Origin of the sequence: Sulfitobacter sp. LC.270.F.C4, assembly GCF_032922545.1 — a bacterium.
In the GTDB taxonomy this organism is placed as follows: domain Bacteria; phylum Pseudomonadota; class Alphaproteobacteria; order Rhodobacterales; family Rhodobacteraceae; genus Sulfitobacter; species Sulfitobacter profundi.
On record NZ_CP136692.1, the window covers coordinates 2385715 to 2410665 of the forward strand.

Consider the following 24951-nt stretch of genomic DNA (forward strand, 5'->3'; position numbering starts at 1 on the left):
ACCATGAACATCGGAGAAGTCTCACAACATACGGGCCTGCCGCCGAAAACCATCCGCTATTACGAAGATATCGGATTGGTCAAACCGCTGCGGGATGCCAACGGCTATCGCGCCTTTCGCGAAAGCGAGATGCACAAGCTGGCCTTTTTGGGCCGCGCCAGAACCTTGGGTTTCAGCATCGAGGATTGCCGCAACCTGCTGGCCCTCTGGGAGGACAAAAACCGCGCCAGTGCCGACGTGCGCGCCATCGCCAAAGAGCATCTGGCGCAGATCGAGGCCAAGATCAGCGGCCTGCAAGAAATGCGCGACACGCTGAGCACGCTGGTCCGCGACTGCGCCGGGGATGATCGACCCGACTGTCCGATCCTAAAGACCTTGGGCACCGCAGCGGCCACATAACCACCGCTTTCAATAGCAAAAGGCGCCGCCCAGCCAAGCCGGGCGGCGCCTTTTGCGTTTTGTCAGATCCCGGCCTAGGCCTTGAGCCGGTCCACGATGCTATGCGCCGTGACCGTCCCGATCTGCGTGCCGTCTTCCATCACCGCAATCGCCGCATCCGCCCCGCGCAGCCGCTCCATCAACGCACGCACCGGGGTCTCTGCCGTGGTTTCGCCCTGCGTCGGAGCGCCGTCAACCACGCCCATCACGTCGCGCGCGGTCAGAACCTCCAGCGGGTTCATATTGGCCACAAACTCCGCCACATAGTCCGAGGCGGGGTTCGAGAAGATTTCACGCGGCGTGCCGATCTGCACAATCCGCCCGCCTTCCATGATGGCGATGCGCCCGCCCAGCTTGAAGGCTTCGTCAAGGTCATGGCTCACGAAGATGATCGTGCGGTTCAATTCGCGCTGCAGGTCCAGCAGTTCGTCCTGCAGCCGCGTGCGTATCAGCGGGTCGAGCGCAGAGAATGGCTCATCCATCAGCAAAATCGGCGCTTCGGTGGCAAAGGCGCGGGCAAGCCCCACACGCTGCTGCATCCCGCCCGAAAGCTCGCCCACCTTGCGGTCGGCCCAATCGCTGAGGCTCACCAGTTTCAATTGCCGCTCGGCCCGCTCCAACCGCTCAGCCTTGGGGACATTCGACAGTTCCAACCCAAGCGCCACATTGTCGCGCACCGTGCGCCATGGCAGTAGGCCGAACTGCTGAAACACCATCGACACGCATTCACGGCGCACGCGGCGCAGCTCTGCGGCATTGCTGGCGTGGATGTCACAAGACCAGTTTTCGTCATGCACATGCACCGTGCCGCGCACCATCGGGTTAAGCCCATTCACCGCGCGCAAAAGCGTCGATTTGCCCGAGCCCGAAAGACCCATCAGCACAAGGATCTCGCCATTCTCGACGGTGAGTGAGCAATCATGCACGCCCAGCACCTGCCCGGTCGCCGCTTCAATCTCGGCACGGCTTTGGCCTTCGTCCATCAGCGGCAAAGCCTTTTCAGGCTTGTCGCCAAAGACGATGGATACATTGTCGAATTCTACTGCTTTATTCATTTCCGTCCCACCCGCAGGATACGGTCGAGCATGATCGCCACGACGACGATCACCAACCCGGATTCAAATCCCAAGCCTGTGTTCACTTGGTTCAAGGCACGCACCACAGGCACGCCCAACCCATCTGCCCCGACAAGTGCGGCGATCACCACCATCGACAGCGACAGCATGATGGTCTGGTTCAGACCCGTCATGATCTGCGGCAGCGCATAGGGCAGTTCGATCTTCCACAGGGTCTGGCGCGGCTTGGCACCAAACGCCTGCGCGGCCTCAAGCAGCGCCTTGGGCGTCGAAGAGATGCCCAATTGCGTCAGCCGGATCGGCGCGGGCAGAACAAAGATCACCGTGGCGATCAGGCCCGGCACCATGCCGATACCGAAAAAGACAATTGCGGGGATCAGATAGACGAAGGTCGGCAGCGTCTGCATCAGGTCCAAAACCGGGGCCACCCAAGCATACAGCCGGGGCCGATGCGCCACGGCGATGCCAATCGGCACGCCCACACCCATACAGACCACACAGGCCGAGAGCACCAGCGTCAGGCTCTCCATCGTCTCTTCCCAGTAGTCTTGGTTGAGGATGAACAGGAAGCCCAGCACCACAAAGGCCACGGTTTTCCAGTTCCGCTGGATGCCCCATGTGATCGCGGCAAACACGGCGATGAGGATCAGCGGGTGCGGGGTTTGCAGCACCCAGAGGATCGCGTCGATCAGCCGTTCCATCAGGTCCGACAGCCCGTCAAAGAACCACGCTCCGTTCGTTTGCAACCAATCCAGCGCGTCTTCGGCCACATCGGCCACGGGGATCTTGTTTTCTGTCAGCCAGTCCATGTCAGTCCTTCAGGATTGGAGAATTGCGCATGAGAATGACCCGCCCCATCGCTTTGGGGCGGGTCTTTTCCATCATATCGCGATGATCACTTCAGCGAAGCGACAGCTTCCATCGCGTCGCCACCATCGACGGTGGTCACACCGTCCAGCCAAGTGCTGAGCACGTCGGAGTTCGCTTTGATCCAAGCGGCGGCTGCCTCTTCCGGCTTTTCGCCGTCATCAAGGATCGCGCCCATGATCTCATTCTCCATCTCAAGCGTGAACTCGAGGTTGTTCAGGAACTTGCCAAGGTTCGGGCATTCCTCAACAAAACCGGCGCGGGTGTTGGTATAGACCGTCGCTCCGCCCAGATCGGGGCCGAAATAGTCATCGCCGCCTTCCAGATAGGTCAGATCGAAGTTGGCGTTCATCGGGTGCGGTTCCCAACCGAGGAAGACGACGGGCTCTTCTTTGCGGGTGGCGCGCTGGACTTGGGCCAGCATCCCCTGCTCGGAGGAATTCAACGACCTCGAACTCGCCCAGTTCAAATGCATTCTCGTCGATCATCGACTGGATCAGACGGTTGCCGTCATTGCCGGGCTCGATGCCATAGATTTCACCTTCCAGCGCATCCGCGTTGGCGGCGATGTCGGCGAAGGTCTTGATGCCCATGTCGGCGGCGGCTTTGTTCACAGCCAGCGTGTATTTCGCGCCTTCAAGGTTGGCGCGCACGGTGTCGACGCTGCCTTCTTCGCGGTATTTCGCGATGTCGCCTTCCATGGTGGGCATCCAGTTGCCCAGAAACACGTCGATGTCGCCCGAGGCCATGGAGGTGTAGGTCACCGGCACGGCGAGGATCTTGGTCTCGGTATCATAGCCAAGCGCGTCCAGCACAACAGAGGCGGCGGCGGTTGTCGCTGTGATATCGGTCCAACCCACGTCGGAGAAGGTGACTTCGTTGCATTCAGCAGCAGCCAGCGAGGTCGCGGCGACCGTCGCCAGAGCGGATGTCATAAGCAGTTTTTTCATTGGTGTTCTCCCCAGAGAAGTTTTTATTGACTGATGCGCCAATCAAAAGCCATCGGCCGCGATATTGCAACCGGATTAATTTCGCCAACTTACTGGAGGGCAAAAAGCAATACTACTTGTTTCAAAACTCACTCCCGCGCGGCCTGTTTCGGGCGCAGAACCGGGGTGACATTTTGGTCCGCACCCGGCTCGGGTTCGGCGTCAATCTTCGGGGTCTCTTCGGCGGGGGCGGCGGGCGTCTGAGCAGGCGCAGCCACGGGCGTGGCGGGCGTTGACGGGGGCGCTTCGAGGGTGTCGGTCCCTTGCGTTTCCTCAACGGTTTCAGGGGCTTCTCCCTGCCCCTCTGCCGCTTTCATCCCAAATGCCGCACGGATCGCGGCTTGGGTTCCCTCGCCGTAAAGCCCGTCAATCGCGCCGTCGTAAAATCCGAAATCCGAAAGTTTGCGTTGCAGGGCTTTGCGGGTCTCGCTGTTGAAAAGTTTGGGCTCATCCTGCATCAGCCCCAGGAGCGTGCCGTCCCCCGCCCGCAGCGCGCGATAGAGATAGAGCGCCGCATCCGCCGCCCCGCGACCGGGCACTTTGCCATCGTCGATCATCGCGGCAAAGTTGAACATCGCCGCCGGGTGTCGCCTATCGGCTGCGCGGCGGAAATAGTCCAGCGCCAGATCGGAATCGGTTTCCTGCCCCAATTCGCCCTGCAGATGGATGAACCCCAGATCGTTCAGCGCGCCGGCATGGCCCCGCTCGGCGGCGTCGCGATAAAGGGCCATGGCGCGGGCCTCATCCTGACCGACGCCGCGCCCTTCTTCGTAGAGTTGTGCAAGCTGATACCGCGCCTCGGCAGAGCCGGTCTCTACCGCCCGCATCAGTTGGGCCACAGCGGTTTCCGGGTCATAGCGCGGATCGTCAGGGTCGCTTTGCAGCGCGGCGAGACCAAGTTGGGATCGGGTGTCCCCTTGCCGCGCCAATTCGGCCAAGCGCTGGCTTTGCGCGGGGTCCAAATCCCCCCATGTCTGCGGGGCCGCATCCGCGCTGTCCGTCTCTGCGATGAAAGCTGGCGTCGGGGTCAGCCGCCCAAAGCGCCGGGCGGAGAGGCTGCCGCCGCTACGGCTGCGCAGCGTGGCGCGAAATTCGTCCAGCATGGCGCCGACTTCGACATCCGGCTCGGTCAAAACCTCGGCCAATGTGGCCGCGAAAAGGCCCGCGTTTTCACCGCCCTTGTCACAGGCGCCCACCTCACCGGAGGTGACGACCAGCGTGCCAAGGCGCGGCTCGGGCGGCGGCAGCGGGGCGGTCGACTGGCGCGGGGCGGCATGGCAGTTATCAAGCAAAACAAGCCGTATCTGTCGCGCCTTGCCCGCCGCACGCAGCAGCGCAGGCAGCGCCACCCCCTGTTGCCGCAGCGCCGAGGCCGGGGCCAAGGGCGCATCGACCGGGATCAGATAGCTCTGCCCGCCCGAGGCGACGCGGCGACCCGCGTAGTAGATCAAGGCAATATCCGACGTTTCGGCCTGAAAGGCAAAATCAGAGAGTTCCCGTTTGAACGTGGCGCTATCCGTGTCGATCAGCGTGGTAACATCGAACCCCTGCCCCTCTAACGTTTGGGTCAGCAGCGCGGCATCGGCGCGCGGCCCGTCAAGCGGGGCGGCATCCTCATAGGCAGAGATGCCAATCACCATCGCCACACGGTCTTGGGCCGCTGCAGCGAAGGGCAGAAACAACATCAAGAGGATCGCGGTCAAACGCATATGGCGGGCTCCTTTCGGTCAGCTTCGGTTGGGCGGCGCCGCCCATTAACCTATGCTGGCAGGAAAAGGTTTCCACCATCGTAACAGTTTGAAATGAATCCGACCCTTGCTGCCGTGGTTTAGGCGTTGGGCGAAGTCTCTTCGATCTCGCGGTCTTCTTCCGGCACATTGAGCGTGGCCCACGTATCGCCATCCGGCAGTTCCGGCGGATGCGGCAAGCAATCGCGCCGGTGGATATTCGCCTTGGCCATGAAATTTGCCGAAACCGGAGCCGTGACAAAGATGAAGGCCATGATCAGCAGTTCATGCAGCGACCCCGTACCAGACAGAAACGAACTCACCATGGCCGCCAACAGATAGGCCCCGATCCCCAGCGTCGCGGCCTTGGTCGGCGCATGCAGGCGGGTCATCGGGTCGTTCAGCTTGAGCAAGCCAATCCCGGCGACAAGCACGAAGAAACTGCCGATCACCAGCAGCACGATGATAAAATAGGTGGCGATGATGTCGGGGCTCATTCGATGATATCTCCGCGCAAGACGAACCGGGCATAGGCCACGGTTGAGACGAAACCCAGCATGGCGATGATCAGCGCCGCCTCGAAATAGATCTGCGTGCCTTGCAGGATGCCCAAAAGCACGATGATGCCGATGGCATTGATGAACATCGTGTCCAGCGCCAGAATGCGGTCCCCGGTGCCGGGGCCGATCCACAGCCGGATCATCGCCATGAACTGCGCGATGGCGACCAAGGTCAGGGCACCATAAAGCGCAAGGGTCAAAAGGTCGGTCGCTTGGGTCATACGAAAATCTCCTTCAAGCGGCGTTCGTAGCGGTCTTTGATCTCATCGCGCACGGCGTCGGGGTCAGTGGCGTCCAGCGCGTGTACCAGCAGGTAGCGCCCGTTGTCCGACAGATCCGCCGAAACGGTGCCGGGGGTCAGGGTGATGGTGCCCGCAAGGATCGTGATCGCTTCGGGTTCTTTCAGGTCCAGCGGCACGACAACCCAGGCGGGCGACATGCTGGCGTTGGATTTGGTCAGGATGATCCACGCCACTTGGATATTGGCGATGATGATATCCCACAGGACCAAGATCACATAGGCGATCATGCGCAGCGGGCGAATGCCTTGGGGCCGGTCGGTCCACCACCGCGCGGTCAGCACCGGGATCACGATCCCGAGGATCAGACCAAAGACAAGCATGCCTGCGCTGAACTTGTTTTGCAGCAGAATCCACACAACGGTGAGCAACAGGGTCAGAAACGGGTGCGGCAAAAGCCAACGGATCGGTCGCATCATGTCAATGGGCCTCCTCTTTGCCGTCCGACAGCTTGCCGGGGGTCTCCAGCACGGTGCTCAGGTAACGCTCTGGCCCGAACAATTGGTTCGAGATCGCCGTGGCATATTGTGTGGCGGGGCCGGCCAGCAGCGTATGCGCAACCAAAAGGGCCAGCAGGCCACCCACGGCCACATAGCTCAGTGCCGATGGTGCCTCGGCTGGGGTGGCCCCGTCTGGTGGCGCGACACTGCGCGACTTCCAAAAAACCATGCTGCCCGCGCGGCCAAAGCCCACGAGGCTCAAAAGGCTCGCACCCAAGATCACGGCCCAGATCCAGACCCAGTAATCATTCTCGGCAGCGGCATCCATGATCAGCAATTTGCCCAGAAAGCCCGAAAGCGGCGGCACGCCGACCATGGCGATGGCAGCAACGAAGAACAGCGCCGAGGTCAGCTTGGCCCCCGCCACCTGCGGCTGCGCCGTCAGATCAAGGTTATCGCGCCCCGCCCGCGCCAGATCGGCAATCAGGAACAGCGCGCCCGCCGCCAGTGTCGAATGCACGATATAGTAAAGTGCCGCCGCGATCCCCTCGGGGGTAAACAGCGCAATCGAGATCATCACCATCCCCATCGACCCGATCACCGAAAAGGCCACCATACGGTCCAACTGCTTTGCCGCCAGCACGCCGATCATGCCAAGCGCCAGCGACAGCAGCGCGGCAGGCAGCAGCCATGTGGTGTGCAGGTCCGCCGTGGCGGCAAGGTCTGGCGGGAAGATCAGCGTATAGACGCGGATGATCGCATAGGCGCCGACTTTGGTCATGATGGCGAAGAGCGCCGCCACCGGGCCGGGCGCTTCGGCATAGCTGGATGGCAGCCAGAAGTGCAGCGGCACCACGGCCGCTTTGACCGCGAAGACCATCAAGAGCAGCACCGCTGCGATGCGGATACCCACGGTCGCGCCTGCATCAATCAAGGCCACCCGCTGTGCCAGATCGGCCATGTTGAGCGTCCCCGTCTCGGCATAGATAGCCCCAAGCGCAAAGAGAAACAGCGTCGAGCCCAAGAGGTTATAGAGCACATATTGCACCCCGGCCCGCAGCCGCGGCGTGCCGCCGGCGTGGATCATCAACCCGTAGGAAGCGATCAGCAGCACTTCGAAAAAGACGAAGAGGTTGAAAAGGTCGCCCGTCAGGAAAGCGCCCATGATGCCCATCAACTGGAACTGGAACAGCGCGTGAAAATGCCGCCCGCGTTCGTCCCATTTCGAGCCGATGACATAGAGCAGCACGAAGAGCGCCAGCACCGCCGTCAACGTCACCATCAGCGTCGACAGACGGTCGCCAACCAACACGATGCCAAAGGGCGCGGCCCAATCGCTGAGACGGTAGAGCATGACATCGCCGCCCGACGCCTCGACCGACAGGCCAAGCCCCACGGCGACCAGCGCCAGCGCCCCGAACAGCGACAGCACCCGCTGGATGGTGATGTGATAGCGTGCGGCCAGAATGATGAAGGGCGCAATGAATGCGGGCAGCACGATGGGCAGGATCAGCCAATGGGTCATGTGCGGTCCTCCGCCTTGGTATCGGTCAGCGGGTCGTCGACATGGTCGTCATTGTTGCCCAGATAGGCCCCGAGGGCGATCATCACCACCACGGCGGTCATGCCGAATGAAATCACGATGGCGGTCAGCACCAGCGCTTGGGGCAGCGGATCGGTATAGCGCGCGGCATCCGTGAGGATCGGCGGCGCGCCCACGGTCAAACGGCCCGAGGCAAAGAGAAACACGTTCACCGCATAGGTTAGCAGCGATGTGCCCATGATGACGGGAAAGCTCCGCAAGCGCAGCACAAGATAGAGGCCAGAGGCCGTCAGGATGCCGATGGCGGATGCGACGAGAAGTTCCATGTTTATGCCTCCGCCTTGGTGGTGTCTTCGCGCGATGGGTCGATGTCCATCGGGTGATCGGCCTCAGGCACATGCGCCCGGCGGGCCAGCCGCGAGAAACTTTCGAGCGACAGCATCACCGCCCCGACAACGGCAAGGAACACGCCAAGGTCAAAGAGCGCGGCAGTTGCCAGTTCGAACTTGTCGAAAGGCGGGATGCGCACATAGGTGAAATCCGAAGTCAGGAAAGGTTTGGCAAAGAGCCACGACCCGATCCCCGTCAGCCCCGCGATCAAGACGCCGGTGCCGATGATCCCGTGATAGGGATAGCGCAGCCGCGCCGAAGCCCATGCAAAGCCGCTGGCCATATACTGCATCACCACGGCGATCGAGACGATCAGACCGGCGATAAACCCGCCGCCCGGCTCGTTATGGCCGCGCAGGAAGATGTAGAAACCCACCATCAGCACGACGGGCATGATGACGCGGGTCATCACCACCATCATCATCGGGTGCCGGTCCCCTGCCCGCGGCTGGTCCGGCTTGCGGTTCAGCAAGCGCGCGCGGACCGGGCCCGAGAGCAGCGTCTCGGTCAGGGCGTAGATCAGCAGCGCCGCGATGCCCAGAACGATGATCTCACCATAGGTGTCAAAGCCCCTGAAATCGACAAGGATCACGTTCACCACATTGGTGCCGCCGCCACCTTTGTAGGAGTTGGCAAGGTGGAATTCGGAAATGCTCGGCGCGACGGTGTCACGCAGCAGGTAGTGATAAGACAGCGCCATGGTCGCCGCCCCCGCCGCGAGGGAGACCACAACGTCGCGCGTCCGACGCAGCACGCTGCTTTCAATCGGTGTGCGGTTGGGCAGGAAGTTCAGCGCCAAGAGCAGCAGGATAATCGTGACCACCTCAACCGTCAGCTGGGTCATCGCCAAGTCGGGCGCGCTGAAGAAGACGAAGCCAGCCGAGACGATCAGCCCGACGATGCCGATCAAGATCAGCGACAACAGGCGGTTGCGGTGCAAGAACACCAATCCGCAGGCCGCCGCCACCAGCATCAGCCAGCCCGCGATCTGCACTGCATTGGTCGGCTGCAACGCCCGAGTCGCGGCCCCAACGGTGCCGGTGGCCCAAGCGAAATAGCCCACCACAACCACGGTCACCGCCATGATCGCGGCATAGCGCGAGAACGCCCCGTCGTGCAGACGCAGCGAAATCGCCTGCGACAGGCCGACAAAGGCCGCGATGACGCGGTCAAAGATCGACTTGGCCTCGGGCCGGGGCGTGGCATCCCAAACACGCAGAAGCGGGGTGAAAAGCGCCAGCAGGATCAGGCCACCGACAACGGCGATGATCGACATATAAAGCGCCGGACCCAGCCCGTGCCAGATTTTGAAATGCGCCGAAGGCATCTCGGCCGCGCCGCCGAGGACGGAGGCGGTCACCAGCTTCACGAAAGGCTCGGCGAGGAAAGGCGCAAGGCCGATCACCACCACGGGGATGATCAACAGCGCAGGCGGCAGCCACAGGCCGGGCTTAGGGTCATGCGGATGGTCGGGATAGTCGTCACGCTCTTTGCCAAGGAAGGTATGGCCGATCAGCCGGAAGCTATAGGCCGCCGAGAAGAGCGCACCAAAGGTCGCAAGCCCCGGCACCAGCCAAGGCATGTCAAAGAGCGTCGTGTGCAGGGTCTCTTCCAGCATCATCTCTTTCGACAGGAAGCCGTTGAGCAGCGGGATCCCCGCCATCGACAGCGCCGCCAGCGTGGCAATGACAAAAGTCACCGGCATCAGATGCCGCAGCCCGCCCAAACGGCGGATGTCACGGGTATGCACCGCGTGATCCACGATCCCCGCCGACATAAAGAGCGCGGCCTTAAAGGTCGCGTGATTCAAGATGTGAAACACCGCCGCCATCGCGCCAAAGGCCGTGCCGGTGCCCAAAAGCATGGTGATCAGACCAAGGTGGCTGACGGTCGAAAAGGCCAGCAGCGCCTTCAGGTCATGTTTAAACAGCGCAATCACCGCGCCCAGCACCATGGTGATCAGACCCGCCGTGGTGACGATGACGAACCATTCCGGCGTGCCAGACAGCACCGGCCACATCCGCGCCATCAGGAAAATCCCCGCCTTCACCATGGTGGCGGAATGCAGATAGGCCGAGACCGGCGTTGGTGCTGCCATCGCGTGGGGCAGCCAGAAGTGGAACGGGAACTGCGCCGATTTGGTGAAACAGCCCAAGAGGATCAGGATCAGCGCGGGCAGATAGAGCGGCGAGGCTTGGATCATCTCGCGGTTGTCGAGGATCACGCTCAGGTCATAGCTGCCGACGATTTGACCCAGCAGCAACATGCCACCGATCATCGCAAGGCCGCCCATGCCCGTAACCGTCAGCGCCATTCGCGCGCCTTGGCGGCCTTCGGGAAGGTGCTTCCAATAGCCGATCAGCAGGAAGGACGAAAGCGAGGTCAGCTCCCAGAAGATCAGTAGGATCAACACGTTATCGCTCAGAACGATACCCACCATCGCGCCTTGGAACAGCAGAAGGTAGGTGAAAAACTCGCCCATATGATCATCGCGCGACAGGTAAGACCGCGCATAGGCGATGATCAACAGACCGATGCCAAGGATCAGACAGGCAAAGAAAAACCCAAGACTGTCGAACATCAAGGTCAGGTTCAGGCCAAGCTGCGGGATCCAGTCAACCCGCGCGGTGACCAATTCGCCCGCCAGCACGGCAGGCAGATGCGTCAGCAACCCCACCAGCGCCACGAGGGTCACCATAAAGGTCACCCCGGCGCAGGCTTGACGCCCTGCGGAATTCATCAGTCCGGGTAACAATGCGCCCAAGAAGGGCAAGGCAACGATAAGGAAGAGGGACACGCGAACTCCTGATCTGGCGGACTGAAAGGTCACCACGTTCTGTAGAAATTTTCCCGGCACCTCAAGCGAAACCGGGCATTAAACGCCAGATTGTCGCAGGTTACACCGCAGTCCTGCCCCGTGGGATGGCGATACCGCCGCCCCTATGCCCGCTAGAATGGCCCTCGGGCGCCCCTACCCCGGTTGAAACAAGTCCCGGTAGGTGTCGCGCAGCACGTTCTTTTGCACCTTGCCCATCGTGTTGCGCGGCAATTCCGGCAGGACGATCAGCTTGGCGGGTCGTTTGAACTTGGCCAGCGATCCGGCCACATCCCCGGCGATCTGCGCAAGATCCAGCTCCGCGCCCCGCCGCGCCACCAACACCGCCACCACGCTTTCCCCGAAATCGGGATGCGGCACGCCGAACACCGCGCTCTCCAACACGCCCGGTTGGTCGTCGAGCAGCAGTTCGACCTCCTTAGGGTAGATATTATAGCCGCCCGAGATGATCAGGTCTTTGTCGCGGCCCACAATGGTCACATAGCCATCCGCATCGCGCCGCCCCAGATCGCCGGTGATGAAAAAGCCATCTTCGCGCAGTTCGGCGGCGGTTTTCTCGGGCATCTGCCAATAGCCCTTGAAGACATTCGGCCCACGTACTTCGATGCTGCCTATCTCTCCGTCCGGAAGGGTCGCGCCGGTTTCGGGGTCGGTGATTTTCAACTCCACATCCGGCAGCGGCAGGCCCACGGTGCCCGCACGGCGCTCGCCCTCATAGGGGTTGGAGGTGTTCATATTGGTCTCGGTCATGCCGTAACGCTCAAGGATACGGTGGCCGGTGCGTTCCTCAAAATCGACATGGGTTTCGGCCAAAAGCGGAGCCGACCCCGAGATGAACAGCCGCATGTTCGCCGTCGTCTCACGGGTGAAAATGGCGTCATCCAAAAGCCGGGTATAAAAGGTCGGCACCCCCATCATCACGGTGGCATGGGGCATCCGGTCGATCAACCGGTCGATGTCGAGCTTGGGCATAAAGATCATCGCGCCCCCCGCCACCAGCGTCACATTGGTCGCCACGAACAGCCCGTGCGTGTGAAAGATCGGCAGCGCATGCAGCAGCACGTCCGCGTTGGTGAAACGCCACAGATCGGCCAGCGTCTGCGCGTTCGACAAAAGGTTCGCCTGCGTCAGCATCGCCCCCTTAGAGCGCCCCGTGGTGCCGGAGGTATAGAGGAAGGCCGCAAGGTCATCCGCCGTCCGCGCGACGGTCTCGAATTTATCGGAAGCCGAGGTGGCGCGATCCGCAAAGCTGCCATCGTTCTCCGTACCAAGCGTCTCAAGCTGGCACCCTGTATCCCTAGCCAGCGGTGCCATTTCATCGCGGCGCGCGGGCTGGCAGACAAAGGCCGCGGCCCCGCTGTCGGTCACGAAATAGCGCACCTCATCCGCGGTATAGGCGGTATTGAGCGGCAAAAAGATCACCCCCGTCTGCACGCAGGCGGCATAAAGCGCCAGCGCATCGGCGGATTTGTCGATCTGTACCGCCAGCCGGTCGCCGGGCTTCACCCCCAACTCGGTCAGCACATGGGCAAAACGGGCGGCCCGGCCCAGAAAACCCGCATGGGTCAGCGTCACCCCGCCTTCGAGATGGAGAAAGGCCGTCGTTTTGCCAGCGTGACGGCCAAACAGAGTGTCATAAAGGGGGTTTGCCATCACGGTGCTCCTCGCGTGTTGTTCTTGGGAAAGCCGACTGCCTCCTTGCGGGATTACAACCGCATTACGCGGGGTAATGCAAGCCGACCAAAGCCCGCGCGCGGCGGCATAGTCGGCAAATGTCGAATTATGGCAATAGCTTGCGGGGCGGCGCTGAGGCGCGCCGCCCCAAGGTTCAGCGGCCCATCAAACTGGGCAACCAAGTGCCGATACCCGGCAGCCAGACGATCAGGGCCAGAACGAAAAGCTTGATCAGCAAGAACGGCATCACCGAGGCATAGATCTGCGGCATCCGAATCTCAGGCGGGGCGACCCCGCGCATAACAAACAGCAGCAGACCGAAGGGCGGCGTCAGCAGGCCGATCTCCATCGTCAGCAAGTATACCACGCCGAGGGTCAGCTCATTGATCTCCATCGCACCCGCCAACGGCACGAAGACCGGCACGGTGACCATCAGCATCGACACCTGATCAATGAAGCAGCCCAGAAAAAGCAGGATCGCGATCATCCCCAGAAGCACCATCAGCGGCGTCGGATCGACCGCGTTGATCGCATTGATCAAGCCATTAGTGGCGCCCGAGAACGACAACACCTGCGCAAATGTCTGACTGGCCGCGATGATGAACAGGATCATCACCGACAGCTTCAGCGTCTCCATCAGCGCGCGGCCCATCTTCTCCCAACTCAGGGCGCGATAGGCGGCCCCGATGATTACGGCGGTGATGCTGCCAAGGGCGGCGCTTTCCGTAGGCGTGGCAATGCCCGCGAGCAGCGAGCCGATCACCACCGCGAAAAGCACCGACAGCGGCAGCACATAGATCACGAAAGGCGTCCAACGTTCGCGCAGCGGCATTTCTTCGTAGACATCGGGCGGCGCAACTTTCGGGTCCAAAAGGCTCCGCCCCACCACATAGGCCACGAACAGGACCGCCAGCAGCAGCGCGGGCAGCACCCCCGCAATCAGCAGCCCGGCGATGGAAATCCCCGCGAGCGAGCCCACCAGAACCGCCAGCGCCGAAGGCGGGATCAGCATGGCAATCGCGCCGGACGCCATGATCGGCCCCATCGCCATCGACGGGTGATAGCCGCGTTTCAGCATCCCCGGCAGCAGCGTGCCGCCCAGCATCGCGGTATTGGCGATGGTCGAGCCGGAAAGGGCTGCAAAAATCGTGCCGCCAAAGATCGTGACGACCGACATGCGGCCCGGGATGCGCGTCACCACCCGTTCAATCGCGTCAATGGCGCGGTGCGCGACCCCGGTTTGAAAGAGTATCTCTCCCATAAGGATAAACAGCGGTATCGGCGCGAGCTGAAAATTCGCCACCGATTGCGCCGAGTTGCGCGCCAGTTGCAGAATGCCCCGGTCTCCGCCCAGCACGAAATACGCGCCCACGGTCGTCACGGCGATGAAAGCAAATGCGACCGGCAAGCCGATCAGCAGCAAAACCGCCAATCCGCCCAGCATCAAGGTCAGTGTCAGGCCCCAATCCATCTCAAAGACCACTCAAACTACGCTCGGCCGTTTCCGGATAGAGCAGACGGCGAATAAAGATGATCGTGCAAAGCGCCAGCGATAGCGGCACAAAGGCCAGCATCCACCACTCTGGGATCACGAAAGACGTGCGGATCATCGACCCGCGTGCGGCAGAGGCCAGCACCGCTTGCAACCCGTACCAGCCCAGCACCCCTGCCGTCACCGCGCCAATGGCGCTGGTCAGGCGGGTCAAAGCATAGGCAGTGCGTTGCGACAGGTTGCTGGTGATCAGATCAACCTTCACATGCCCGCCAATCGACAGCACCCAAGGCGCGCCAAGGAAGGTGGCGATCATCAGCGCATATTGGATCGCATCCAGTGCCCCATAGACCACCGGCAGCCCCAGATTGCGCAGCACCACGTTGATCGCGATAAACACCGCGATCACCCCGAGGATACCGGCCGAGAAAACGGCCAGCCCCCGGAGTGTCCGGTCAAACAATGTTGAGATCATGGGGCGATCACTTGGTCATGCAGGCGCGCATCTGCTGCGCAAGATCGGCATCGACCTCTTCGACCGCCGCCCAACCGGCATCGCGCGCGGCATTGGTCCACGCTTCGGCATCGGCCTCGCTGAAGGTGATCGTCTCGATCCCCGCATCCGCCTGTGCGGCGTATTCCGTCGCGTTGCGGTCGGCATTGTCGTTGTTAAGCTCTTCCATCCAAGCCGCGCCCTCTTCGAGTTTGGCGCGTTGTTCGTCGGTCAGGCCATTCCATGTGTCGAGGTTCACCAGCAGGTTCACGTCGACGTTGTAAAAGCTCGGGTCGACCCGGTATTTCGTCTGCTCGTCCCAGCCGAGATCAAGCACACCCTGCGAGGGCCAGCCGTAACCGTCAATCGCCCCACGCTCCAGCGCGCTATAGACTTCGCCCGGCGCGGTGCGCACCAGATTCGCGCCCAGTTGCGTGAACATCGCCTGATAAACCGGTGTGGTGCGGATGGTCAGACCGCTCAGGTCCGGCCCCTCGACCGGTTTGGTCAGATAGAGGTGATAGCCGATCCCGTCGCCGCCATGGCCGAGGTATTTGACGTTCATCTGCTCTTGGTGGATGCGGTCGACCAGTTCATAGCAGCCATTCTCGCGCTGTTCTTGAATGGTGTTTTCCGCCAGATGCAGCGCGTCGCCCGTGGGCAGCAGGTTGGGGTAATAGGCCGTGGTGTTATTGGCGATGTCGACAACGCCAGATTGCACCGCGTTGCCCAATTCAAAGGGCGGCACGGCTTCCGGCCCGCCGACCATATTGATCTGCACGACCCCCTTGCCGTTCTCGTTGATCCATTCGACAAAGGATTCAAACTCGCGGCTAAAGGCGGTGCCAAGGGTAAAGGCCGACACGGCGCGCAGCGTCACTTCGTCGGCGCTGGCGGTGCTGGTGGTGGCAAGGGTGCTGACGGCAAAGAGCGCCGCGCTGAGCGTGGTTGTTGTTTTCATGATCGTCTCCCAGTTGTGATCAAAAGCCCGCGATCTTTGCCCCGGTGCTCTCGCATGCATATGCATAATATGTATCTGCATGTAATTCGTAGCGACAAGAATTCGCCACGTCAATTTAAACTCTCACCCCCTGCCCGCGCCATCGCACAGGCGGTGCCCTGCGCAGATTGTCGCGGCAGTAAGATAGTTTAATGACACCCCCGCCATGAGAACATATATAGAACGCATGGCAAAACAGACACTCGATCAAAAACTGGCGATTCTCAGCGACGCGGCGAAATACGACGCCTCCTGCGCCTCCTCCGGCTCGACCAAACGCGACTCGCGCGATGGTAAGGGGCTGGGCTCAAACGAAGGCAGCGGCATCTGCCACGCATACGCCCCCGACGGGCGGTGCATCAGCCTGCTCAAGATCCTGATGACGAATTTCTGCATCTACGATTGCAGCTATTGCATCAACCGCGTGTCCTCGAACGTCGACCGGGCGCGGTTCAGCGTGGATGAGGTGGTTAAGCTCACCATCGAATTCTACCGCCGCAATTACATCGAAGGGCTGTTTCTGTCCTCCGGGGTGATCCGCTCGCCCGATGCGACGATGTCGGACATGGTGCAGATCGCGCGCAAGCTGCGACACGAAGAGAACTTTCGTGGCTATATCCACCTCAAGACGATCCCCGATGCCTCCCCCGAGTTGATCGAGGAAGCGGGCCGTCTGGCCGACCGTCTGTCGATCAATGTCGAACTGCCCACCGACACGGCGGTGCAGCAATACGCGCCCGAGAAAAAGCCCGAGCAGATCCGCCGCGCCATGGCCAATGTGCGGATGGTCAAGGACGCCAGCAAAGAGAAATCCTTCACCGGCAAGCGCCCGCCCCGCTTTGCCCCTGCGGGCCAGTCCACCCAGATGATCATCGGCGCGGATGGGTCAAACGATGCCACCGTGCTAGGGCAATCGACGCGGCTTTACTCTAGCTACAAGTTGAAGCGCGTCTATTACTCCGCCTTCTCGCCGATCCCCGACAGTTCTGCCAAGCTGCCACTGATCCGCCCGCCCCTGCAACGCGAGCATCGGCTTTATCAGGCCGACTGGCTGCTGCGCTTCTATGATTTCCAGTTGGACGAGATCACCTCCGTCACCCGCGACGGCAATCTTGATCTTGAAATCGACCCCAAGCTCGCTTGGGCGCTGGTGCACCGCGAACATTTTCCCCTCGATGTGAACCGCGCCAGCCGCGAGATGCTGCTGCGGGTGCCGGGGTTTGGCGTGAAAACGGTGACCCGCATCCTCGCCGCCCGACGCCATCGGTCCCTGCGCTACGAAGACCTGACCCGCATGGGCGCGTCGATGAAAAAGGCCCGCGCCTTTGTCATCGCGGGCGGCTGGACGCCCGGTGGGCTGACCGACAGCGCCGACCTGCGCGCACGTTTCGCGCCGCCGCCCGAGCAGTTGACCCTGTTCTGATGCACCGCGTCTCCCTGCCCCCCATTGGCACCGCCAAGGCATGGCGCGAGGCGGCGCGCGGCTTTTTGGCCGCCGGTATCCCGCCCGAGCAGATCCTCTGGGGCGACCATGCCGCCGTGCCCAATCTTTTTGGCGGCGAGGCCGCCCCCACCGCCACGGGCCGCGTCGCGGTGCCGCGCAGCTTCGTCTCCATGGCGGAAACCGCCGTTTGGCACAGCGATCCGGAGCGTTTCGCGCGGCTCTATGCCTTTCTTTGGCGCGTGAAAGACGCGCCGCATTTGATGTCGGACCGGGGCGATGCCGACCTCGCCGTGCTGCGCGGGATGGAGAAGAACGTGCGCCGTTGCCAGCACAAGATGAAGGCCTTCGTCCGCTTCCGCGAGATCGGCGCGCCCGATGCCCCGCGCCGCAGCTTCGCCGCGTGGTTCGAGCCGACGCATCACACGGTGGAGCCCACGGCGGATTTCTTCGTGCGGCGATTTTCCGACATGGATTGGCGTATCCTGACGCCCGATGTCTCGGCCATTTTCGAGAACGGCAAACTCACGTTCCAAGAGGGCCACGCCAAGCCCGACCTGCCCGAGGACGCGGGCGAGCAGCTTTGGATCACCTACTTCCAGAACATCTTTAACCCCGCCCGCCTGATGGTGAAGGCGATGCAGTCCGAGATGCCCAAGAAATACTGGAAAAACATGCCCGAGGCCGCCTTCATCCCCCAGATGATCGCCGAGGCCCCCGCCCGCGCCCGCGCCATGGCCGAGGCAGCACCAACCCTGCCGCCGGTGCGCATGGACCGCGTGCAGGCGCAGCTTTCGGCCTTCTCATCCGCTTGGGACGGCCCGATGGAGGACCTGCCCACCGCGATCCGCGCCTGCACCCGCTGCCCGCTGCATTGCCATGCGACCCAAGCCGTGCCGGGAGAAGGCCCCGCCCGTGCCGATCTGATGGTGGTCGGCGAACAACCCGGCGATCAGGAGGATCTCGCGGGCCGTCCCTTTGTCGGCCCAGCCGGACAGATGTTCGACCGCGTGGCCGCCGAGGCCGGGCTCGACCGCGAGGCGGCTTTCGTCACCAATGCCGTCAAACACTTCAAGTTCACCGCCCGCGGCAAACGCCGCATTCACCAGCGCCCCGAGACGCCCGAGATCGACCAGTGCCGCTGGTGGATGAACGCCGAGGTGGCGCAGGTGCAGCCCAAGCTGATCCTCGCCATGGGCGCCACAGCGGCGCAAAGCCTGACGGGCAAGGGCACGGGCATCCTGAAACGCCGTGGCACGATCGAGACGGGGCCAGAAGGCATCCCGGTGCTGATCACCCTGCACCCGTCCTATCTGCTGCGCGTGCCGGATCCGGCGCTGCGCGAAGAGGCCACGGCGCAGTTCCGCTCCGATCTGGCGATGGCGGCACGGATGATGGCAGAGGCGGCTTAATCCTCGGGGTCGATGACCTGGAGCGTGCCGTCCGGCAAGGGGCGTTGCAGGCTGGGCAGCTCGGCCGTTTCAACCGTAAGCCAGCGCTGCACGTCGTCGGGGTTGGTCAGGATCACCGGCATCGCCTTGGGGTGCACGGCCCCGACCTCGGCATTGGCTTCGGTGGTCAGAAAGCCATAGAGGGTATCAGTGGTCTCGCCGTCCTTCAGTTTGCGCACGCTCGTCCATTCGGTCCAAACGCCCGCAAAAAAGGCCAGCGGACGGTCCTCGCCAAGCGCGAACCAGACCGGGCGCGAGCGCTCTCCGGGGCGGTTCAGCGGTTCGGAAAAGGCGGTGAAGGGCACCACGCAGCGATGCTCGGCCCCCAGCCAGCGCCGCCAATGCGGCGAGGCGATGTTGCGGATGTTGGTCACGCCGCGGTCGGTCTTCTTGCCTTTGAGCGCGAAGGCCGGAGAGGGCATCCCCCACCGCATCATCTCCAGCACCGGACCGCCATCGCCGTGGCGCACCACCGGGGCGGCATAGTCGGGGTAGATACCGGGCATCGGCGGCAGGTTGCCTGTTTGGTCGTCGATGCCGTCGAACCAGCCGCGGATTGCGGCCTGCCCCTTGGTCAGGGAATAGAGATTGCACATCGGTTGGCCCCCTTGCCGTCATCTTGGCCCATTAGATGCGGTTTTGCCCGCGTCCGGCAAGGGCCACAGGATCTTTGACAGCACCGCAATTGATGATTTATAACCAGAACAAAATGTGAACATATGGAGTCGTGCATGACAACCGATTCTACATATGGGCAGGTCCTTACCCTGCCGCGGCGCCGTCCGTCGACACCCCCCGAACCGGGGGTTCTGGCCGCACATGCGCCGCTGACGGATGTCTTTCCGGGGGCCTTCGCCACGGCCCCGGCCAGTGCCTTCGTGCTGTCGCTCTTGCCGCGTGGCAAGGGGCCGGTGCTTTGGGTGCAGGACTTTCTGTCGCGGCGCGAGAATGGGGCACCCTATACGCCCAGCTTGCGCGGTTTCGGGCTGGAACAACCGGTGCTGCTGGTCACCGTCAACCACCCGCGCGACGTGCTTTGGACGATGGAGGAAGGGGCCGCCTGTGCGGGGCTTTCTGCCGTGATCGGCGAGGTGCACGGCGGGCCGGAGGTGCTGGATTTCACCGCCACCAAACGGCTCTCGCTTCGGGCCGAGACCTCAAACGTGCCGCTCTATCTCATTCGCAGCGGCGATCCCGGCGGCTTGAGCGCGGCGCGCATGCGTTGGCGCATTTCCTCGCTGCCCTCTCAGGCCCATCCATACGATGCACAGGCCCCCGGCGCAGCCCGCTGGGATTTGGAACTGTTTCGCGCGCGTGGCCATGCGCCGGGGCGTTGGGTGGCTGCCCATGACCCCGACAAAAGCCAAAGCCCCCGCGCCGCGGATCGTCTCCGTCTGGTTCCCTATGCTGACGATGGAGCGGTGGCGCCGGGTGATCGCCCAATACCGCAGCGTTCCGGGGGATGAGGTGCCGGTCGTCCTGTCGCGCGACGGAACCCATGGGCCGGTGGTCCATGGGCTGAGCGCTGCCGCCACGATGCGCGGAATCGAGGCGGGCGCGCGGGTGGTCGATGTGCAAGCGATCCACCCCGATCTGCATGTGGAACCCGCCGATCTGGAGGGCGATGAGGCGCTGATCCAGCGGCTGGTGCATTGGGCGCGGCGCTGGTGCCCTTGGACGGCGCGGGATCAGGACCATGGCCTGCTGCTGGACGTGACCGGCTGCACCCATCTGTTCGGCGGAGAGGTCGCCATGCTGCGCGACATCCGCAGCCGTTTTGCGCTACAGGGGCTGACCGCGCGGGTCGCCATGGCCCCCACTCCCGGTGCCGCGCAGGCACTGGCACGCTTCGGCTCCGGCGCGCAGATCTGCGGGGCTGAGGACGTGGCCACCGCCCTCGCCCCCCTGCCCGTCGCCGCCCTGCGGCTGGATGCCCAGACCACACGGCTCTTGGACCGTCTTGGCCTCAAGACCATCGGCGCGCTGAGCGACTTGCCCCGCGCCGCGCTGATGCGGCGCTTTGCCAGCCTCAAGCCCGATCGCAACCCGCTGATCCTGCTCGACAAAGCTCTCGGCAAGGCCCCCGACCCGCTGAACGCCCCGCCGGACCACCGCCATTTCATAACCCGCAGTCGCCTGCCTGAGCCGGTGATCGACCCCGCCCCGCATCTGCCCGCGCTGGTCGATGACCTCTGCACCCTTCTGGCCCGCGCCGAGCTTGGCGCGCGGCGGTTGCGCCTGACCATCTACCGCATCGACGGCGATTGGCGCGCGCTTGGGGTCGCCACGGCGCGGGCCAGCCGTGACCCCGCGCATCTGCGCAGGCTGTTCGACGGCAAGCTGGAAAACATCGACAGCGGCTTCGGCTTTGACCTGCTGACGCTGGAGGCGCTGACCAGCGAACCGCTGCCGCTGATGCAAGACCACCTCGACGGCAAACGCGACCCTTCGGCGGATGTGGCCGGGCTGCTCGACCGGCTCGCCGCGAAGCTGGGCGCGGACAAGGTCAACTGGCCGCAGTGGCGCGAGACCCATAAGCCCGAACGGGTGGAGCAACGTGTCGACGCCCTGCACGGCACGCCTACAGCCGCACCCGCCTTGCTGCGCGACCGTCCGCTGCGTCTGCTGACCCCCGCCGAGGAGGTGCGCGTGATCTATGCCGTGCCCGAAGGCCCGCCCTCGCAGTTCAACTGGCGGCGCGTCACCTATAAAACCATGCGCCACACCGGGCCGGAACGCATCGCGCCGGAATGGTGGTGCGACCGCCCCGGCACCCGGCTGCGCGATTACTACAAAGTCGAGGTCCAGGGCGGCCAGCGTTTCTGGCTCTACCGCGAGGGGGTGATCTATGACGGTCGCGGGGCCGAGCCGCGCTGGTTTTTGCATGGGCTCTTTGCCTGATGCCCGAGCAGGAAGGACATAAGCGCCGCACCTTGGGCGAAGACGCTTTTGCCGACCCGCCGCGGGCGGAGTACGTGGAGTTTGGGCTGGCCAGTTGCTTTTCCTTCCTGCGCGCCGCCTCGGACGCCGTGGATCTGATCGAGATGGCCTATCACCACGGCTATGACAGCCTCGGCATCGCCGATCACAACACGCTGGCGGGCGTGGTGCGGCTGCATGTGGAGGCGGAAAAGGCGCATATCCGCCCCCTGATCGGCGCGCGTCTGGTGCTGCTTTGTGGGACCGAACTGCTGGCCTATCCGCAAGACCGCGCCGCTTATGCGCGGCTCTCGACGCTGCTGTCGGCGGGCAAGATGCAATCTATAGACGGCGAATGGCAGCAAAAGGGTGAGACCCATCTGACGCTGGAGATGCTGGCGCAACATGCCGAAGGGCTGCACCTCATCGTCATGCCACCCGAAAACCTTGATGTCTTTGCCGCCGGCCTGCCGCGTCTGGTGAAAGCACTGCCGGACATGCGGCATGTGGGCGCAAGCTTCCTTTATCGTGGCGATGACCGGGCGCGGATCAACCGCTTGGACGCACTGGCCCGCGCCCATGGGCTGAGGATTTTGGCCACCAACGATGTGCTCTACCACGCGCGCCACCGGCGGCCCTTGCAGGATGTGATGGTGGCGATCCGCGAAGGCGTGATCGTGCCCAAGGCGGGCTATCTCTTGGCCGCCAATGCCGAACGGCACCTGAAATCGCCCGAGGCGATGCTGCGCCTCTTCGCCGACTGGCCCCATGCCATCGCCGAGACGCGGCGTCTGGCGGACAGGATCACCTTTCGCCTCACCGATCTGGCTTACGAATACCCGCATGAGATCGTCCCCGAAGGCCGCAGCCCGATGGAGGAACTCGCCCGCCTCACATGGGAGGGCGCGGCGCGGCGCTACCCGCAAGGCGTGCCCGAGGCGGTGATCAAAACGATCGAAAAGGAATTCGCGCTCATCTCCGCCAAAAAGATCGCCCGCTATTTCCTGACCATCTACGACATCGTGCGCTTTGCCCGCGAGGAAGCTGAGCCGCCGATCCTCTGCCAAGGGCGCGGCTCGGCGGCCAACTCCGCCGTCTGCTTCTGCCTCGGCATCACCTCGGTCGACCCGGCGGTGCACAACCTGCTGTTCGAGCGGTTCCTCAGCGAAGAACGCGATGAGCCGCCCGACATCGACGTGGATTTCGAGCATGAGCGGCGCGAAGAGGTCATCCAATACATGTACGGCAAATATGGCCGCCACCGCGCCGGGCTTTGCGCCACGGTGATCCACTACCGCCCACGCTCGGCCATTCGCGAGGTCGGCAAGGCGATGGGGCTCAGCGAGGACGTAACTTCGAAACTTGCGGGCACGATCTGGGGCAGTTTCGAGGGCCAGATGGACGATGACCGCGCCCGCGAGGCGGGGCTGGACCTGTCAGATCCCTATCTGCGCATGGTGCTGAAACTGGCCTCCCAGATGATCGGCATGCCGCGCCACCTGAGCCAACACGTCGGCGGTTTCATCCTCACCGAGCGCCCCCTGACCGAGATCGTGCCGATCGGCAACGGCGCCATGCCCGAGCGCAGTTTCATCGAATGGGACAAGGACGACATCGACGCGCTGCAAATCTTCAAGGTCGATATCCTCGCCCTTGGCATGCTCACCTGTATCGCCAAATGCTTTGATCTGATCGAGGCGCATTACGACCGCCCGCTGGAACTGGCCACCGTCCCGGTGGAGGATCACGAGGACGACGCCACCGGGCGACCCACCTACGACATGCTCTGCCGCGGCGACAGTCTGGGCGTCTTTCAGGTCGAAAGCCGCGCGCAGATGGCCATGCTGCCAAAACTGCGCCCCCGCGTGTTCTATGATCTGGTGATCGAAGTCGCCATCGTCCGCCCCGGCCCCATTCAGGGCGACATGGTCCACCCCTACCTGCGCCGCCGCCAGGGGATGGAGAGCGTCGTCTACCCCGCCCCCGGCCCGGCCTATCCGCAGGATGAGCTGTTCAGCATCCTCAGCCGGACGCTGGGCGTGCCGATCTTTCAAGAACAGGCGATGAAAATCTCCATCGACGCGGCACAGTTTTCCCCGACCGAGGCCAATGAGCTGCGCAAGGCCATGGCCACCTTCCGCTCGCGCGGGACGATTGAAAAGCTACAAGACAAGATGGTGGGCCGGATGACCAACCGCGGCTATGACCCGGTCTTTGCGCAGCGCTGTTTTGACCAGATCAAGGGGTTCGGCGAATATGGTTTCCCCGAGAGCCATGCGGCGAGTTTTGCCAAGCTGGTCTATGTCTCGTCTTGGATGAAATGCCACTACCCGGCGGCCTTTGCCTGCGCGCTGCTGAACTCGCAGCCGATGGGGTTTTACGCCCCCGCCCAGATCGTGCGCGACGCCCGCGAGCATCAGGTCGAGGTGCGCGCGGTTGATGTGAATTACTCCGACTGGAACTGCACGCTGGAGCCCTGCGGCGACGGTTTTGCCCTGCGGCTGGGGCTGCGCATGGTGGACGGGTTGCAGGAAAAAGCCGCCGCGCGGATCATGGACCGGCGCGAGGCGCCTTTTGCGGATGTCGAAGACCTCAAGTCTCGCGCCGGGCTCGATGCCAAGGCGATCCGTCAACTGGCCGCCGCCGACACGATGCGCAGCATGGGGATCGACCGACGTCAGGCGCTGTGGCAGGCCCAAGGGCTGCGCGACGCGCCCGCCTTGCCGATCTTTGATCATGCCGAAGCCGCGTCTCAGGGGCCGGAGCCTGAGGTGACGCTGCCAGTGATGCCGAAAGCCGAACAGGTCGTGGCCGACTACCAAACGCTGCGCCTGTCGCTGAAGGCGCATCCGATGTCCTTTTACCGCTCCAGCCTCGCCGCGCAGGGGTTTGCTTCGGCCCGCGATTTGGGGCGAATGGGCCACGGGCGGCGGGTCAAGCTCGCCGGGCTGGTGCTGGTGCGGCAAAAGCCGGGCAGCGCCAAGGGGGTCTGTTTCATCACGCTGGAGGATGAATGCGGCGTGGCGAACCTCGTGATCTGGCCCAATATGTTCAAGCTTTACCGCCCCACGATCATGGCCGCGCGGCTGCTGGTGGTCGAAGGGCGCGTGCAGACCGACGGGCGGGTGATCCATGTGGTGGCCGACCGGCTTGAGGACCGCTCTGACAGGCTTGCATCGCTGTCGGACGCACCGATGCCCGGCATCACCACGCGGGGTGATCACCCGACCCATCCGCTGCCCGGTCAGGTGGCGATGCATAGCCATCCGCGCGACGCGCGTGTGATCCCGAAGTCGCGGGATTTTCATTAACGAAT

Annotated in this window: 20 protein-coding genes and 1 pseudogene; 6 read left to right on the forward strand and 15 right to left on the reverse strand. The window is 63.1% G+C overall.

Features of this window, described 5'->3' with window-relative positions; translation table 11 throughout:
- Positions 1-3: 3 nt before the first annotated feature.
- Positions 4-399: a Cu(I)-responsive transcriptional regulator gene (gene cueR, locus R1T45_RS15540; RefSeq protein ID WP_120350818.1), complete on the forward strand. Its 396-nt coding sequence runs from the start codon at positions 4-6 to the stop codon at positions 397-399.
- Positions 400-473: 74 nt separating this feature from the next.
- Here cueR and choV read toward each other — a convergent pair whose 3' ends face one another.
- The 14 genes and pseudogenes from choV to dctP all read right to left on the reverse strand — a co-directional run bounded on the left by choV (position 474) and on the right by dctP (position 15785).
- A complete protein-coding gene (choV, locus tag R1T45_RS15545; RefSeq protein ID WP_259949408.1) occupies positions 474-1493 on the reverse strand; it encodes a choline ABC transporter ATP-binding protein in 1020 nt (339 codons plus the stop codon).
- Complete coding sequence (gene choW, locus R1T45_RS15550) at positions 1490-2323, reverse strand: choline ABC transporter permease subunit (protein ID WP_067626912.1); 834 nt, start codon at positions 2321-2323, stop codon at positions 1490-1492. Before choW ends, choV begins: the two co-directional genes overlap by 4 nt.
- A gap of 86 nt (positions 2324-2409) precedes the next feature.
- Positions 2410-3331: pseudogene (locus tag R1T45_RS15555) on the reverse strand (choline ABC transporter substrate-binding protein).
- A 128-nt stretch (positions 3332-3459) separates the two neighbouring features.
- Complete coding sequence (locus R1T45_RS15560; protein ID WP_317389526.1) at positions 3460-5079, reverse strand: caspase family protein; 1620 nt, start codon at positions 5077-5079, stop codon at positions 3460-3462.
- Between the two features lie 119 nt (positions 5080-5198).
- A complete protein-coding gene (gene mnhG, locus R1T45_RS15565) occupies positions 5199-5594 on the reverse strand; it encodes a monovalent cation/H(+) antiporter subunit G (protein WP_067630875.1) in 396 nt (131 codons plus the stop codon).
- Positions 5591-5878: a K+/H+ antiporter subunit F gene (locus tag R1T45_RS15570; protein WP_067630872.1), complete on the reverse strand. Its 288-nt coding sequence runs from the start codon at positions 5876-5878 to the stop codon at positions 5591-5593. The genes mnhG and R1T45_RS15570 overlap by 4 nt, the downstream gene beginning before the upstream one ends.
- On the reverse strand, positions 5875-6375 hold the full coding sequence (locus tag R1T45_RS15575) for a Na+/H+ antiporter subunit E (RefSeq protein WP_067630869.1): 501 nt from the start codon (positions 6373-6375) through the stop codon (positions 5875-5877). Before R1T45_RS15575 ends, R1T45_RS15570 begins: the two co-directional genes overlap by 4 nt.
- Before the next feature lies 1 nt (position 6376).
- The gene (locus R1T45_RS15580; RefSeq protein ID WP_317389527.1) at positions 6377-7921 is read right to left on the reverse strand and encodes a monovalent cation/H+ antiporter subunit D; all 1545 of its coding nucleotides are present in this window, start codon (positions 7919-7921) and stop codon (positions 6377-6379) included.
- Positions 7918-8265, reverse strand: coding sequence for a Na+/H+ antiporter subunit C (locus R1T45_RS15585; protein WP_120350813.1), 348 nt, complete (start codon positions 8263-8265; stop codon positions 7918-7920). Before R1T45_RS15585 ends, R1T45_RS15580 begins: the two co-directional genes overlap by 4 nt.
- Positions 8266-8267: 2 nt before the next feature.
- Complete coding sequence (locus R1T45_RS15590) at positions 8268-11126, reverse strand: monovalent cation/H+ antiporter subunit A (RefSeq protein ID WP_317389528.1); 2859 nt, start codon at positions 11124-11126, stop codon at positions 8268-8270.
- A gap of 174 nt (positions 11127-11300) precedes the next feature.
- Positions 11301-12818 (reverse strand): malonyl-CoA synthase, encoded by a 1518-nt coding sequence (locus tag R1T45_RS15595; protein ID WP_317389529.1) that lies wholly within the window; start codon positions 12816-12818, stop codon positions 11301-11303.
- Positions 12819-12993: 175 nt separating this feature from the next.
- The gene (locus R1T45_RS15600; RefSeq protein WP_120350810.1) at positions 12994-14310 is read right to left on the reverse strand and encodes a TRAP transporter large permease subunit; all 1317 of its coding nucleotides are present in this window, start codon (positions 14308-14310) and stop codon (positions 12994-12996) included.
- 1 nt (position 14311) lies between these two features.
- Positions 14312-14806 (reverse strand): TRAP transporter small permease, encoded by a 495-nt coding sequence (locus tag R1T45_RS15605; RefSeq protein ID WP_007120055.1) that lies wholly within the window; start codon positions 14804-14806, stop codon positions 14312-14314.
- Between the two features lie 7 nt (positions 14807-14813).
- Entirely contained in the window at positions 14814-15785 is a 972-nt protein-coding gene (dctP, locus tag R1T45_RS15610; RefSeq protein ID WP_120350809.1) for a TRAP transporter substrate-binding protein DctP, read from the reverse strand.
- A gap of 226 nt (positions 15786-16011) precedes the next feature.
- Between dctP and R1T45_RS15615 the strand changes: the two genes are divergently transcribed.
- Both R1T45_RS15615 and R1T45_RS15620 read left to right on the forward strand, forming a co-directional pair.
- Positions 16012-17247 (forward strand): putative DNA modification/repair radical SAM protein, encoded by a 1236-nt coding sequence (locus R1T45_RS15615; protein ID WP_317389530.1) that lies wholly within the window; start codon positions 16012-16014, stop codon positions 17245-17247.
- Positions 17247-18677: a UdgX family uracil-DNA binding protein gene (locus R1T45_RS15620; RefSeq protein ID WP_317389531.1), complete on the forward strand. Its 1431-nt coding sequence runs from the start codon at positions 17247-17249 to the stop codon at positions 18675-18677. Before R1T45_RS15615 ends, R1T45_RS15620 begins: the two co-directional genes overlap by 1 nt.
- Here the strand turns inward: R1T45_RS15620 and R1T45_RS15625 are convergent.
- Positions 18674-19312 carry an SOS response-associated peptidase gene (locus tag R1T45_RS15625; RefSeq protein WP_317389532.1) on the reverse strand — a complete coding sequence of 213 codons (639 nt, stop codon included), beginning with the start codon at positions 19310-19312 and terminating at the stop codon, positions 18674-18676. The genes R1T45_RS15620 and R1T45_RS15625 overlap by 4 nt on opposite strands.
- Before the next feature lie 135 nt (positions 19313-19447).
- Between R1T45_RS15625 and R1T45_RS15630 the strand changes: the two genes are divergently transcribed.
- Genes R1T45_RS15630 through R1T45_RS15640 form a run of 3 tightly spaced genes read left to right on the forward strand, consistent with a single transcriptional unit; the run spans position 19448 to position 24946 of the window.
- Positions 19448-20182 carry a hypothetical protein gene (locus R1T45_RS15630; RefSeq protein WP_317389533.1) on the forward strand — a complete coding sequence of 245 codons (735 nt, stop codon included), beginning with the start codon at positions 19448-19450 and terminating at the stop codon, positions 20180-20182.
- Positions 20130-21617, forward strand: coding sequence for a Y-family DNA polymerase (locus R1T45_RS15635; RefSeq protein WP_120352185.1), 1488 nt, complete (start codon positions 20130-20132; stop codon positions 21615-21617). The genes R1T45_RS15630 and R1T45_RS15635 overlap by 53 nt, the downstream gene beginning before the upstream one ends.
- A complete protein-coding gene (locus R1T45_RS15640) occupies positions 21617-24946 on the forward strand; it encodes an error-prone DNA polymerase (RefSeq protein ID WP_317389534.1) in 3330 nt (1109 codons plus the stop codon). Before R1T45_RS15635 ends, R1T45_RS15640 begins: the two co-directional genes overlap by 1 nt.
- Positions 24947-24951: the final 5 nt, after the last annotated feature.